This window comes from Runella sp., from assembly GCF_027484545.1.
Taxonomy (GTDB): Bacteria; Bacteroidota; Bacteroidia; order Cytophagales; family Spirosomataceae; genus Runella.
In genome coordinates this window covers 14785-30319 of sequence record NZ_JAIXST010000028.1, presented here as the reverse complement: position 1 = coordinate 30319, position 15535 = coordinate 14785, and the positions used below count along the sequence as shown (strand labels likewise).

The following is a 15535-nucleotide window of genomic DNA, read 5'->3' as shown; positions in this document are numbered from 1 at the left end:
CAATAGGTAAAAGTACGCTTTTCAGCGAAAATTTTTACGCTCTTTTTCGATGAGTGCGCGTTGGGCTTGATAGGTTTTCAAAAATGCTTGATAATCGGCATCGGCAGTAATGGAAAACAAGTCGCGCAAGCCGTCTTCAGCGAATTCGGTAAGGCGCAGATGCAGGCATTGAAGAATATAGAGTTTCTGCAATTCGGGTGAATCGCGACGAAAACGAAGCGCGTTGAGCAGAGATTGGTAGGCTACTTTGGGCTTTTTTTGCCTGCTAAAGAAATTTACAGTTTGTTGTAAAAGCGATATATCCAGCGGATGTTGGCCAAGTGCATTTACAAAATCAGTTTCTATTTTCAATGGTCCGATTGCTGATTTGGTCGAATTTTCTTTCAGCAACCAATACTGCAACGTTTGCCGCGCCAATGCCACTTTTTGGGAGGTGTCAGCCACAGTTTGCGAAGCCAAAATATCTAAGGCAGCTATTTTATCACGCCCGTATTCGCTATACGCTTCGGCCAATTGAAGTTCGTGGTAAAAATTTCCATTTGTACCGGTATTGACCAATTTATGAAATAACGGAGCCATACTGCTATCGCGGGTATATTGCCCGTAGTTGTACAAATACGCAAAGTTATTGACACTCAGGGCTGAATCTTTTGACAATCCCGGATTCACCTGATTCGCGTCCGTTTTTTCACCTATCAATTGCGCAACGGCCAAACGATTGGCTTCGTGCGAGAGCGTAGTTGATTGGGTTTTCAGCAAATAGGTCTCTTTAAAATCCGCTTTGGTAAGACCAAGAGAAGAAGTTGGATTTTTCGCGTCAGAAAAAGTCAATGCTTTCCCCCAAAACGCCAGCAAGTTAGTTTCGGGTACTTCGGGGTTTTGAATACTTTGGCGGGCGGCTTCAAAATAATAGTAAGCTGAATCGGCAATGGTGGTCCAGGTGTAGAGATACCCTAAATTGTTTTGCAATTCCCCATTATTCGGAAACGCCTGAATACCTTTCCGCAAGTTAAAAATCGCGTCAAAAAATAGATTTTCATTCAACAACGCCTGACTCAGTCCTGCATACGCCTGCGGACTCGGGTCTTTGTGTAACGCTTGCTGAAAATAAGCGCCGGCTGCCATGCGGTCGCCTTGAGTCAGTGCAAGTGATGCCAACGCAAAACCTGATTTGTGGTTTTGGTAATCTAAATCAATGGCTATTTGGTAATATTGCTCCGCGACAATGTATTCTTTGGTAGCGGCATGAAGGTCTCCAAGTGCATTGTAATGTCCCGCACGGGCTTGGTCAATGGTAAAAAAGCGGTTAAGGGCCAACAATGCCACCACACCCATTCCACCAATGAGCCATGCTTGCGACTGCAAAATACGCATGGGTTTATATATTATCTTATAGACCGCTTTTCCCTGTTTAAAAATCGGCCAAAAATTAAGGGCAATGTAGCCCGTAAAAATCGTTCCGATGGCCAATTGGCTATACACAACGGCGTCTTCGAATACCTCAATGAGCGAATTGTTTTGGGTAAACAGTACAAAAGCCATCGCCGCTGTGGTTATTAACCCAAACCCAACATACAGCCAAGCCCCAATTTCGCGAAAAGGTAGATAACTTTCGGTGCGTTTGGCAAAACACCACACGCCCAAAACAGCACTGACTGCATACAGCACAAAGGGGCTTACAAACCAAAAATTATTCTCGGTTTGCCGGGTGATTTTCATATAAAGAAGCAGGATACTGAAAAGATAAAGTCCTGCCAAAAACAGAAAGTTAACCAAACTGTTCTTACCAAATCCCGTTCGCGGATTCGTGACCACATACACAAACCCCGCAATAATCTCCACCGAAAGCCAACCCACAAACACAACCGCCAAAACGATTACCGGCAGCAAACTGTAAGACGTAACCGTGAGCGCCACAAGGGGAATTTTAGTAAAAAAAGGCAAGCTGATGGCGAGAATCCCAACCAAACCTGCAAATATAAAGAGGCGCTTTTCCATCGAAACATCTTCTCGAAAAGCGTGCAAATAGTAGCTCACTCCTCCCAATACAAGGATAGTAATGCCAAAACCAAAGGCTTTATCCGAACCAAAAAGCTCCAATATCTCCAAATGCGAACCGGCCAAAAACCCAATAAAAGCGCCCATAGCACCCAGGTACCACCATCGAGGCAAAGCCGAAACAGCACTTAATAAAAGCACCAACCCTGCCAACACAAATCCCAAATACCCCCAAGCCAGCCACGATGGCACGTCTATTTGTACGGGCACAAACTGTTCCTTGAGTAGGTATGCTTTCCCTAAGAGGGGAATGGTTGATTGATTTTCGATTTTCGATTTTCGATTGTCAATTGTTGATTGTCCATTGCTGTCGGGCTGAACACGGCCTATTGAGGACTGTGAACTGTTTACTATAGACTGTGAACTGTCAACTGTAGACTGTAAACCGCCCGTGGCCAACTGTAAACTATCCAACTGCACAGGTACTTCGTCCAACTCACTCAATACCTGCCACTGCACGGTATTTTCGAGACCTCGAAAATGAAAAAATAGAAGTGTAATCAATCCTAACTTTAATAATCCTAAAGAAGTAAGGTACAAAAACCGTTGGCTACGGTTCCATTGTTGCCAAAAAAAGAGTGAAGTCATGAAAAGTTAGATAGCTGACGGCAAAATTACAATGTGCTGATTTAGAAACGCTGCACCTCATAAGTTATTTTTTCATTGCGGTTAAAATCAAAAAGCGTTTGGAATATTTACCGAATAAAACTGAGGCACTGTTGAGTAAATAGACATAGGAAAACAGATTCCTATAAATCAGTTCTTTATCTCGCTCTGATTGCGATACGTGGTCAACCGTCCTGAATCAGTTTTGGTTTTGGGAACAGGTTCAGAACGGGTTTCTTTTGGGCCCAAGGCTCTGAATGAATTGAAACTGCGCGTAAACAAATAACTGGCTCCGTAGGAAACGGCATTGGGCGTGCCGGTAGTAGTAGAATTGAATTGGTTCTGAATGTTGCGATTGTACATCCGAAGTCGTTGGCTGCCGTCGTCGGTAAGCCAATACTCCAACGTCCAATCCAACAATAAGCTCGTAGCATCGTATTGGTTCTGACCGTATGACAAACGTCCGTCGCGAGTAATGCGAAAACGGTCGTTTAAGAACCGATACGAAAAGCGAAGTTGTAGGTTATTAAGGGCATTATTGTAAGGGTCACTAATATTGAAATTCAGACCGGAAACGCCCAATTCTAAGTTTTCATTCAAGGAAGACCCCCATTTATTTATTTGACTCGTTACCATTTCTCCAATGCTGTTTCCGAGTCCGGTGACCGATTGTGCCAAAATATTGTTTTGATCCGAAAGCAATTGTCCAAACAACAACATGCTGCTCACTTGCTGAGACAGGTATTGCTCGTCACGTTTGAGACGTTCTTCCACTGCCGTAATGGCGTAGGAGCGATCAGAAGGATATTCTTTAAATTTTAATCCGTACGAGATCTGCGGCAACAGCATTTTGTCACTCAACGAAATGGTCACTTCTACTGGATACCGCCGCGTGGTTACTCCATCATTGTTCGTTTGTGTAGTCGTAACAGAGGCCGTTTGCAACAACGGAGCCAATGACACGTTAGAAACGTAGTTGGCTTTTACATCAAGAATAGCCCCATAAGGATCCCCTGTCCAGGAAATTCGGCTGCCTTTTTGAATTTGAAATTTCTTATTGATAAGGTTCTTTAAAGTAAAAAGATAATCTCCATTCTGAATTTCATACGAACCCGTCATATCAAATACATCGCGAGTATCAATTTTAAGATTGATTAATCCTTTCCCGTAGGCCTTAATGGCGTCTCCGGTTTGGCGGTCAAACTGAATTTCGCAGTAGGCATCCGGCGTCATGTTCAGACGAAAATCCATCTTGATATTGCTTTCCTGAGCAGGGATAATTTTATCCGTTTTGGCCATTGTCTGCTCTGTGGTATCTACTTCTGGCGAAACAAACTGCACAAAATCTTCGGAAGCTACTTCAGCTGCACCGTCCAAAGGAATATAAATTTTTGTACCACGATTACTCGTCAAATCTGCGTTGATATTGAGGTTGTTGATGGGACCAAACACTTCCATTTTTCCCGTTGCGTAGGCATTCCCGTAAAAAGATTCGTTGTCCCGAATTGTGGTATTGAGAATTTTAAAATTGCGCATGTCGGCATCAAATCCCAACGAGAATTTATTGAAACCGTCATGGTACACCCCTCCGCGAAGCGTAGCCGAATTACCTTCTGGGTCAGTCAACCGCAGGTTCTTGACGCGAATATCGCTTTCTCCAAAATACACTTTATCTTCAAACGAAAAGACCGCTTTTAGGTAATCGAAGGTCAGTCGACCGCGTTTGACATCTACGGTGCCATCCAACACGGGAGCAATCGGCGGCCCTTTGATGGACACCGTACCTACGGCCCGGCCGCTCAAGTTAGATACCAATCCCCGCGCAAACGGTTCGAGCAAATTGAGGTCCGTTTCGTTAAAAGTCGCGGTTAAATCCAGTTCATTGTTTACCAAATCAGGCGTGTACGTTCCGTTGACGGACACTTCACGTTTTTCATTTTTATCCAAATGAATATCTACGTGCAAGTGAGCATCAATAGGGTCCCATTCTCCGGTCCCGATAAGATTACCCATTAAAAAATTATTGTACGTCAATTTCTGAACATTCACCCTGCTGTCCAAAATCAAAGTACGGTACAAATCACGCATAGTCACGCTTCCGTTGGCCGTTCCGGCCAAATTGACATTCAAAACCGGATTGAGCGTTGCCAATTCAAAATTATGAGTTTCAAAAGCCAACACTCGAAGTGAATCGGTAGAAATATCACCGTTGAGCGAAATAAGCTGATCCTTGTCTTTGGGCTTGAGAATCACGTTACTAAGCGTGACATTTGGCCCCATAATCGTAATGAGATTATTGGCATCCAAATTCCAGTCATCATTCAGCAAGCGCAGTTTTGATTTCTTGAATTGTAAATACAGATAATCACCCGCAAATCGCAATTCGCCATTGAGTGTAGCACGGTTAGAGGTATTCCGTTGGCGCAGGTTACTTCTAAAATCTATGTGGTCTTTTTCCCAAGCAGCCTCAATCGCCATTTTTTCAGTAGGAGCAATTCCCACTAATTTTTGCTGTTCGGAGTTAATGATGGCCGACGCCAACACTTCCGGACTGTTGGTAAATTTAGACGTATTGAGGTCCAATTCTGAGTTATAAAAACTGTTGTTCCCGATTTTTAGCGTATCAAATTGTCCCGTCAACGAAAAAATAGAAGTATTGTCTACGTTAAATACACCTTCGGCCTTGGATCCGCTTGAAACGTAACCGGCAGGATACAGAAATGCCAGAAAACGGTCCATTTTTTTGAAGCCAAGCCGATAATCCACGCTGTAACGACTGCCTAACGCTTTTTTGAGCTGTTTGTTTTCATAATAAGCCGTTCGCGCATTTTCATCCCCAAAAAAGTACATTTGGTACTCATCAAACAGCTGAGCCAAATCCACTGCCGCTTTGGTCGGCTCAAATCTTCCCTCGGCTTGGAAATTAAAAAATTCTGAAGAAATAAGGAGTCTCCGCAGTCCTTCGGAAAGTCGCGAATCTACCAAAAGGGTACCAACAACCAAATTCCGTTTCTTAAGGGTGGCATAGCTATTCAAGAACTTAGCCCGCCCTACCATCTCATCCATCGAATTCCCTTCTAAATTCACGTCCAACTCGGTGTGAATCAGGAGCGAATCTTTGGTAAAATTAAGTGCCCTTAAATTGGCTCGGTCTATTTTTCCAATGGCATGATAGGAATATTTATCTCCCGAAAAATCAAACGTTCCATCCACGTTAGCTAACAGATTGGAATCGCGAACGCTGACCAATCCTTCAAAAAATTTGTTTTGCAGGTTGCCTCTCAAATGCACATTTTTATAATCATAGCCATTGTAGCTGAAACGGGGTAGTTGGCTGTCCAAGTCAAGCGAAGCATTTTTGACGGAAAAACCCTTTCCTCTGATTTTGCCGTTCAGGTCTATTTGAGAAAAATCATCATTATCCAATAATTTACCTAACTCAAAGTTTTGGGTTTTAATATCCGCTACATAGGTAGGTACAGGAAGAGCAAGATTCATTTCCAACTCCTTCACATTCACCTGTCCCAGAGCCGTTTGAAAATCACCGTTGAGTTTGAAGCGGTCAATGGTTCCGTTGTATTTCCCCGAAAAATCAACCACTCCAAATTTTTGTACAAGGTCGTTAAATTTTTTCTCGGGATAATATTGGTACAAATCCGCGGCATCTACGCGGGTATTATTAAAAGCAAAGTTCATAACCGAAGTTTCAAATTCGGTTACACCCTTGAAGGCCAAGTCACCACGTAAACGGCTGTTTTTTCCAAATTGCAAATCGGTTTTTGTCAATTTGAAATTGTTAACGATGCCCACAAAATCGCCGTGAACCCGCCAAGTTTCGTCGAGGGTAAAAAGGTAATCGGCAAACCAACCCAAATCCTCTGAGCGTACCCGCGAACTGTCAATGTGAGCTCGCATCAAAACATTCTGATTGAAATCGCCAAAAGCCGCGGGAGAATCGTAGTTGAACGATATGTAGTTACCAATCACGGAATTGCCAATGCGGGTGTACAAATCGGCCAGCTCAATTTTGGTGCGGCAATACAAAAAACGAGTATCCAACTCCTTCACAGCGAGGTTGGTTTGTTTATCGAACGTGCGAAGTTTACGAATGTTCAGAGCGATGCTGTCCCCCAACACCATGAAGTTTTTACCTTCTCCGTTGATGTCTTTGAGGGTAAAATGATTGTAGTCAAACACTTTTCCCGTCATGCGTTTCTCACGCGGGTCGTCCCAGCGGAAAGAGCCATCAATGAGGTGAACCTTTCTGATGTAAAACGGGACATTTTGGTCTTTTACGCCGGGTGCATCGGGGTTAGCAGTCAATTCTTCAATGCGGGCTATGAAATCATCTAAGTTCAAATCACCCGTCTTCGGATTCTTAACGAGCCACACCGAAGGGCGGTACAAAGTGGCTTCATCGAGGTAAGTGCCGAAAGTCTTTTTATCTTTGCTCCAAATCAGCGACCAGAAATCGTGATTTACATCCAAGCGCTTGACCTCGATCATGGGGCGGCCCTGACGGTCAAGAATCTTTACATCTTCGAGAGAAATGGCATTGAACCACTTGATATTGACCCGGCCTATGGTAGTGGGATGTTGAAGTTCGATGGAAGCCTCTTTGGTAATATATTCTACCAAAGCAGTTTGTATTAATGGAAATTGCACACCCAAACTTATCATCTCTGCCAGCAGTATGACCACCACAAAGAGAATAAAAAGCGTGTTAACAATATACCATAGAATACGTTTCATAGGCCGTTTTATAGGTTAAAGGTTTTTAAAGTATTTTCAATAAACCCTTAACAGACAACAATTAACGTAATTTAAAAACAAATGACAACTATTTTAGCCATAGAATCTTCCTGTGATGAAACTTCGGCGGCCGTTATCTCTAATGGCAAAATCCGCTCCAATAGTGTAGCAACGCAGGTGATTCACGAAAAATACGGGGGCGTCGTTCCCGAATTGGCATCCCGTGCGCATCAGCAACACATCGTACCCATCGTCGAAAAAGCCCTTCAAGAGGCAAAAGTAAGCAAAAAAGACCTAAATGCCATTGCTTTTACGCGCGGCCCCGGCTTATTGGGGGCTTTATTGGTAGGTTCTTCGTTTGCCAAAGCCTTGGCACTGGGGCTAAAAATTCCGCTGATTGAAGTTCATCACATGCACGCCCACGTATTGGCGCATTTTATTGAAGAACCGACTCCTTCTTTTCCTTTTTTGTGTCTGACTGTCAGCGGCGGACATACGCAAATTGTGTTGGTACATGATGCGCTATCCATGGAAATCATTGGGGAAACCCAAGATGATGCTGTCGGAGAAGCATTTGACAAAACTGCCAAACTCCTTAATTTGCCTTATCCTGGAGGGCCCTTGATAGACAAATATGCCCAACAGGGCAATCCTCTGGCGTTTACATTCCCTCTTTCCGAAATGCCAGGGTTGAATTTCTCTTTCAGTGGTATCAAAACGGCGATCCTGTATTTTTTGCAGGATAAAACCAGAAAGAATCCCCAATTTGTGGAAGAAAATTTGGCCGATGTATGCGCAAGTGTGCAGTACACGCTGATAAAAATGCTCCTTCTAAAACTCCGCAAGGCAGCAAAGAAAACAGGTATATCTCAAATTGCCATTGCAGGAGGCGTATCGGCCAATTCGGGGCTTAGAAAAACGCTGTTGGAAATGGGCGAAAAAGAACAATGGAAGGTGTATATCCCTCGCTTTGAGTACTGTACTGACAACGCCGCAATGATTGCGATAGCAGCGCATTTTAAGTACGAAAAAGGAGATTTTTGCAAACAAACCGTTAGCCCACTGCCGAGGATGGTGTTCTGAAATTTACTGACAAGGATATTTTTTAGGGGCGTTACAACATTTTGATACAAAGCGGCGTATTTAATAATCAAATATTTTTTACTTTTATTTTCCCTTTATTCACTATCATAATCCTTTAAGTATGATTCCAATGTCTACGTGGCGTGTGACAATTGTTTCGCTATTGGTTGTACTGACAAATAGTACCGGATGGGCCAATCATATTTTTGGCGGCGATTTCAGTATGGCTGCCACTTCAACTCAAGGCAAATATATTCTAACGTTGAATATCTACGCTGACTTCAACACGCTTACCGTAAATAATACAGATCCATATGTCGAAGTCCATTTTTTCCGTAAAAAAGATCATGTGAAGATGGCCACTTCGGAGCTTTTTCCACAGTCCCCTCCCACTACTAACATTATTTATCAGAACGAAGCATGTGCGGGAACGCAGGAGCTCAAAACTGTTGAACTACGATATAGTAGAGAAATAACGTTAAATCCCGCTCTTTTCAATGACCCGGAAGGGTATTATATCATTTGGGAACGTTGTTGCAGAACAGACGGGGTAACTAATCTTAAAAAGCAGACTTCGGGAATTGGTATGGTTTTTATGCTTGAATTTCCTGCGTTGCTCTCAAACGGGCAATTTTTTAAAAACTCTTCCCCCGATATCGGCATTCCCAACGGTGATTATATCTGTATCAATAAACCCTTCAAAATGAGCATAAAAGCGACCGATGCCGATGGCGATGAGTTGCGTTACTTACTGGTCACTCCTTTGCAGGGATATACTTCAAATGTTGTAGGAATGACTACCGGTTTAGGTCAGTCGCACAGTTCTTACCCAAGCATTACGTGGGAAACAGGATTTGGATTATCAAACATCATTCCCGGCAAACCCGCCCTGGGCATTGATTCCAAAACAGGACTATTGAACGTCACCGCTACCCAATTGGGGCTGTATGTATTTACAGTTTTAGTGGAAGAATACCGTAATGGCGTAAAAATCGGCTCCGTAAGGCGAGATTTCCAGCTCAAAGTAATTGATTGCAGCGGAAGCTCCCCGCCGGCTCCAACCGTTTTTACCAGTACCAATACTACTCAACCCGCTACCACAGTCGAACTTTGTGAAGGGAGTTCGGTAGATTTGACATTTACAACAGGGGTAGACATTGCCTATCAATGGAAAAAAGACGGTTCCAATATCCCAAATGAAAAATCAAATACGTTGAAAGTAACCCAATTGGGAGACTACCAGGTGTCAGCAAGTTTTGCTAAAAAATGTGCGGTTGATACTGTTTCTCAGTTGGTCAAGGTCATTGCTGGAAAAGGCCCCGTTGCCCGCCTCACTCCTACCGATTCGATTCGTATCTGTAACGGTGAAACAGCCACATTTCAAGCTACTCAAGGGACTGGTTTTACGTTTAACTGGTTTAAAGACGGCACTGCAATTCCGAACGAAACGAAAAACAGTTTGTCCACCAAACAACAGGGTACTTATAGTGTAGCTGTTGGTTTTCAGGCCAGTACGTGTCTTACTCGCGATACCGTTGTGGTTATGGTGCTTCCCACCCCTACTAAGCCTCCTTTAACTGCCTCCAAAAATGTACTTTGCCTTCGGGATTCGGTCAAATTGGATACCGAATTGCAGGCAGGCTTTTCGTTAGAATGGCTCCGAGGGAATCAACTAATGGCCAAGGATCAAAAGACGTTGTATCCAAAACAGGAAGGTACCTATCAAGTCCGAATCTACAGCGGTCGCTGTAGTGCCCTATCTGACTCTGTCCGAATCACTCAAGCTACTTCCAATGCTATAGTTTTCGATTCGTTAAGAGCTGTTTGTTCCAACGATTCGCTTCCTATTTCCCTGAAAGCTACTCCAACAGGCGGACGATTTCTGGGCGATGGCGTCGAAACCAATGCAATTAATGTGCAAAAAGCGGGGGTTGGGCGTCATGCCATACGCTATGAGATTCTGCTAAGCGGAGGTTGCACCATTGAAAAAACGCGCTATTTGGAAGTCAAAGCGGCACCGGTTGTCAGTTTGCCCAAATCTTTGACTCAATTAAGAGATACTGATATGCCACTGAATGCGCAAGCGGACAACCCGACTGGCTATACTTATCAATGGTCTCCGCCGTTGGGGTTGAGTAATCCTACAGCGTTGCAACCAACCGTTAACGCTCCCCAAAACGCAGTTTATACCCTCACAGTTACGTCATCCAACGGTTGTAAATCCACGGCAACCATCAAAGTGACTGTCGTTGATTTACTTTTTATACCTGATGTTTTTTCTCCTAATGGCGATGGTATGAACGACCAATGGGAAATTCGCAACATAGATAAATTTCCAGAGGCTGAAGTCTTTGTCTACAATCGATGGGGAGAATTGATTTTTCATCAGGAAAAAGGCTATCAAAAACCGTGGGACGGCAGCTATCAGGGAGCCCGCGTTGCCCCAGGTGAATACACCTATATGATTGTGCCTCATGTACAGGGAGGGTTGGATACGCAGCGAGGGAAAGTATGGGTGCTGCGCTGATAGCGAATCCGGCGGGTATTTTATTTACGATTTTGAGAGAAACAAGGGGTAGCAATGGCCCAAAAAGTGCTTTAAAACGTAAATAAATAGTCTTTCTGATTCATTATTAGATTAAACCGGCACCTTTCAAATGAAACTTTTAAGCCTATATCCGACGCTTAACCCGGCATCTGCCTCCGCTGAAAACACTTCAATTTTAACGCCTATTGGGTATCTATCAAACAAACGATAGACAGAATCGCACGCCCTTACTCATAGGAGCTTTACAAATTTAAACGAATTTAGAACGGCTAATCTACTGACTTTCAACACCAAATAGCCAACATAAGCTCTGTTGACTCTATAAAAAAGAAACAAGCAGGTAGGTGTAGGATAGTATTTTATCTGCTTTTTAGAAATATTTGAATATTAATTTGGCTCTTGTTTAGAAGTTGATTTGCAAACCCGACTGCACAAACGATTCAAATTAAGCTTCTCGAAACCAAAAACAAACAATTTCAAAATCGAATTCAAATGATAAAAACACACAGTTTCAAGTTCCTTCAAGTAGGATTATTAGCGTTGGTATTGCTGTCGGTAGGTTGTAAAGTAACAAGCCAAGGCCAAAAAGCGGACGGCCGCCCCGACGGCTTCGTGCAAATATTTGATGGCAAAACCCTGAAAGGTTGGGAAGGCGACCCCGTTTACTGGAGAGTGGAAAACGGCAATTTAGTAGGAGAAATTACGCCTGCTACCCTGCTCAAAACCAATTCCTTTATTGTTTGGCAAGGCGGACAACCTGGTGATTTTGAATTAAAAGGAGAGTTTAACATTACCAAAACAGGTAACTCCGGTATCAATTACCGCAGTGAGAAATTGGCTGATGTACCTTATGCTTTGCGCGGATATCAAGCCGATATAGACGGACAAAATCGCTATACAGGACAAAACTACGAAGAGCGCGGCCGAACTACCTTAGCCTACCGCGGTCAAATCACCAGTATCAACCCCCAAACCGGACCCTCCACTCCTGAGTCAGTACGCGCCAAAGTGCAGAAGAATGCCTGGACGGAATTGAAAGTAACGGGTTCTTTGGGAAATTCGGATTCTTTAAAAACAAAAATTAAAACCGAAGACTGGAACGAGTTTCATTTGATTGTAAAAGGAAATCGTCTACAACACTTCGTTAACGGTATTCTGATGAGTGATGTTACTGATAATGACGCGGCTAATGGCAAATCAAAAGGGCTGCTCGGCGTCCAGGTTCACGTTGGCCCACCGATGAAAGTTCAATATCGTAATCTCCGTTTAAAACAATTATAAAGAGTAAAAATGAATCTTTGGGTTTCATTGCAGAAACCCAAAGATTTAACAATAAGCATAGCATCAACAGATTAACAAAGAATTATGAATAAAATCGGATTTAATGTATTGGCTTGGTCGGCGGGAATGTCAGATGAACTTTTCCCAATCATTGACCGCTTAAAACAAATCGGATACGACGGCGTAGAGTTTTTTGTGGGTTCGCCCGACGAAGCCGCGTATAAGCAAGTCGGTAATTTTACGCGCGACCTCGGCTTGGGAGTGACGACTGTGACCGTAGTAAGCCCTGACCAAAATCCTATCAGTGAATCCGCAGCCGTGCGTGCCAAAAGTCTTGACCGTATCAAGTGGGTCATTGACCGTTCCTATGATTTGAATTCACAGATTTTGTGCGGTCCGTTTCATTCGGCCCATGCGCACTTTGCCGCCCATCCCGCATTGGATGAAGAATACGCATGGAGTGCCGAAGTATTGCACGCCGCCGGAGAATACGCAGCTCAGGCCAACATCGTATTGGCATTGGAAGCGCTCAATCGTTTTGAGTGTTATTTGTGCAATACCATGTCGCAATTGTCTCGCTTGGTCACATTGGCTGACCACTCGCACGTGCGGGCGATGTTTGACACACATCACGCCAACATCGAGGAGAAAAAATACGATGCGGCACTCCATCTGATAGCGCCCTTATTGAGCCACGTTCACATCAGCGAAAACGACCGAGGTACGCCCGGTGACGGACACGTGCCTTTTGATGATGCTTTTGCGGGATTGGCGAGCATCAACTACAAAGGTTGGTTGACCATTGAGGCATTTTCAAGAAATGACCCTGATTTTGCCAACGCTATTGGCGTTTGGCGTGAATACAACGAGCCTTGGCATATTGCCGAGCAGGGCTATACATTCATCAAAGAAATGGGCGCAAAGCACGGACTTTGATTTTCATAAACCCTTCCTACTACCCCTTTTTTATGAAAACTATTTGGAGTTTGATGCTCTGTTTCAGCATTTTTTCTTATTTGTCAATAAGTTCGGTTTCAGCCAAACCCACCCCCGGCGCCATAAAAGCGACTGCCGGCACGGAAGACGACCAGAACAAATACCGCGTTGTTTACAAAGGGGGAAAAGGCCCGGGAGCAGGAAAAAATATTGTCTTTATCGCTACCGACCACGAATACCGCGGCGAAGAAACCCTTCCTGCCTTGGCACGGATATTGGCAAAGCGCTACGGATTTACCTGTACGGTTATCTACGCGCTCGACGAAAATGGCTATATTTTTCCGGGAGGCTCAAATCTGAAAGGACTCAAAGTACTCGAAAATACCGACTTATTGTTCATTTTTACGCGTTTCGCTCATTTTGCAGATGAAGAAATGCAGTACATCGATAACTACCTCAAACGCGGCGGCCTGGTGGTAGGTCTGCGAACGTCTACCCACGCTTTTGACATCAAAAGTGACCCAAAATGGGAGCACTACGGCTGGAATTATAAAGGCCCTAAAAGTGAGTGGAAAGGCGGTTTCGGCGAATTGGTTTTGGGAGAGACGTGGGTATCTCACTACGGCACCAACCACAAGCAATCTTCCAAAATAATCATTGAAGAAAACCAAAAAGAGCACCCCATTATGCGAGGGGTGAAAGATATGTGGGTGCAATCGGGCGGCTACACGGCCTATCCCAAAGAAGCCACCGTCATAGGCCGCGGACAGGTGCTCAATGGCATGACCGCCGATGCCAAACCCGATAAAACCAAAGAATTGCTACCCGTAGCTTGGGTGAAAAATTATACAGTCCCCTCCGGAAAAAGCGGACGCTCTTTTACCACTACCCACGGAGCATCAGAAGATATTCTCAACGAAGGATTTCGTCGAATGCTCGTCAATGCTATGTTTTGGGGAATGGGTATGGAGAAAGAAATCAAAGCAAACAACAACGTGGATTTTGTAGGCCCTTACAAACCTACCACCTTTAACTTTACCGGTTACAAAGCCAACGTAAAACCTTCTGATTTAGCCGGTTGGGATTCGTTAATTATGCCCGGTGAAGTCGTAAAGAAAAAATAAACCTGAAAAACGATTTTGTTCATTTAAACAAATAGTAAGATAGAACACAGATGAAACGGATTGAACGAATTCTCACAGATTTATTCTGTTCTAACCCGTTTTATCTGTAAAATCAGCGTTCTATTTTTAACTGAGAAATTAAGTAAGTACGCAACTCATTCACTAAATCACCGCACGGGCGGCCCCGTCATTCACTAATTTACTCATTTACCTATGTCAGAAAAACTTCCATTTCGCTTTGGCTCTGAGGTGTACACCTGGTTCATGAGCGGCAACGGCACTACTCATCAGGGGCGCTTGGGTCACATGATTGAAATTATTGCCCAAGCAGGATTCACGGGAATACAGCCCATTTTCACTTGGATGGGCGAATTGGTTGACCCCGACCGTTTAGAGGCTAAATTGAAAGAACAAGGGATTGAATTAGCGGCAGTTGCTTTGGCATTGGAATGGAACGGAGAGGAAGAATCTCAAAGCGAGCGTATCGTTGCCAACAACGCCATCAGTCTCTTGGAACGTTTTCCGGGAGCGGTGCTCAATACCGTACAAATCCCTACCGGCCGCCATAATTTGGAAGAACGCCGTCGCAGTTTGGTCAATATCGTCAATACGGTTTCGGCCCGGGCAAAAGACAAAGGCGTGCCGTGCAGTTTCCATCCGAACTCACCTCACACGTCCATTATTCGTACCGAAGAAGATTACAAAGCGGTATTGGAATCGTTAGATACAACAGTAACGGGCTGGACCCCCGACGTGGGACACATCATTAACGGTGGCATGGACCCGCTCGGAAAGATGAAAGAATACGCCCCTCTAATCAACCACGTGCATTACAAAGATTGGAACGGCGATCCTGAATTTACGTTAATGGGCAATGGCAAAGTAGACCTTTTGTCCATTACGCAATGGCTGAAAGACATCAATTACGGTGGTTGGATTATTTGTGAAGATGAAGGAGAAGAAGCCTTGGAAGACCCCGATTTTGTCACCCTGCATGATGGTCGCTGGATTCAGAATGATCTAATCCCTAATTTAAAATAAACTATCTGCGAACCATATAAGGCATATAAGAAAATATAAAATTTTGTTATTCAGGTTTTTATAACCTCAAATGTCTTATTAAAAATAGGGTATACATTCAAAAGCT

General features: G+C 43.9%; 8 protein-coding genes. 6 read left to right on the top strand and 2 right to left on the bottom strand.

All coding sequences use genetic code 11. The features are described 5' to 3' along the window. Positions 1-21: 21 nt before the first annotated feature. The gene (locus Q0081_RS02380; protein ID WP_298348798.1) at positions 22-2646 is read right to left on the bottom strand and encodes a hypothetical protein; all 2625 of its coding nucleotides are present in this window, start codon (positions 2644-2646) and stop codon (positions 22-24) included. Between the two features lie 168 nt (positions 2647-2814). Continuing rightward, positions 2815-7416: a translocation/assembly module TamB domain-containing protein gene (locus Q0081_RS02375; RefSeq protein ID WP_298348796.1), complete on the bottom strand. Its 4602-nt coding sequence runs from the start codon at positions 7414-7416 to the stop codon at positions 2815-2817. Between the two features lie 81 nt (positions 7417-7497). Here Q0081_RS02375 and tsaD point away from each other — a divergent pair, with 81 nt between their 5' ends. The 6 genes from tsaD (at position 7498) to Q0081_RS02345 (ending at position 15429) form a co-directional block, all read left to right on the top strand. Next, a complete protein-coding gene (gene tsaD, locus Q0081_RS02370; protein ID WP_298348795.1) occupies positions 7498-8499 on the top strand; it encodes a tRNA (adenosine(37)-N6)-threonylcarbamoyltransferase complex transferase subunit TsaD in 1002 nt (333 codons plus the stop codon). 130 nt (positions 8500-8629) lie between these two features. Beyond that, on the top strand, positions 8630-11026 hold the full coding sequence (locus Q0081_RS02365) for a gliding motility-associated C-terminal domain-containing protein (RefSeq protein ID WP_298348793.1): 2397 nt from the start codon (positions 8630-8632) through the stop codon (positions 11024-11026). A gap of 513 nt (positions 11027-11539) precedes the next feature. Next, positions 11540-12328 carry a DUF1080 domain-containing protein gene (locus tag Q0081_RS02360; protein WP_298348791.1) on the top strand — a complete coding sequence of 263 codons (789 nt, stop codon included), beginning with the start codon at positions 11540-11542 and terminating at the stop codon, positions 12326-12328. 84 nt (positions 12329-12412) lie between these two features. Continuing rightward, the gene (locus Q0081_RS02355) at positions 12413-13264 is read left to right on the top strand and encodes a sugar phosphate isomerase/epimerase (protein WP_298348789.1); all 852 of its coding nucleotides are present in this window, start codon (positions 12413-12415) and stop codon (positions 13262-13264) included. Between the two features lie 32 nt (positions 13265-13296). Then, positions 13297-14388, top strand: coding sequence for a ThuA domain-containing protein (locus Q0081_RS02350; RefSeq protein ID WP_298348788.1), 1092 nt, complete (start codon positions 13297-13299; stop codon positions 14386-14388). Positions 14389-14601: 213 nt separating this feature from the next. Then, on the top strand, positions 14602-15429 hold the full coding sequence (locus Q0081_RS02345; RefSeq protein ID WP_298348786.1) for a sugar phosphate isomerase/epimerase: 828 nt from the start codon (positions 14602-14604) through the stop codon (positions 15427-15429). Positions 15430-15535 lie beyond the last annotated feature (106 nt).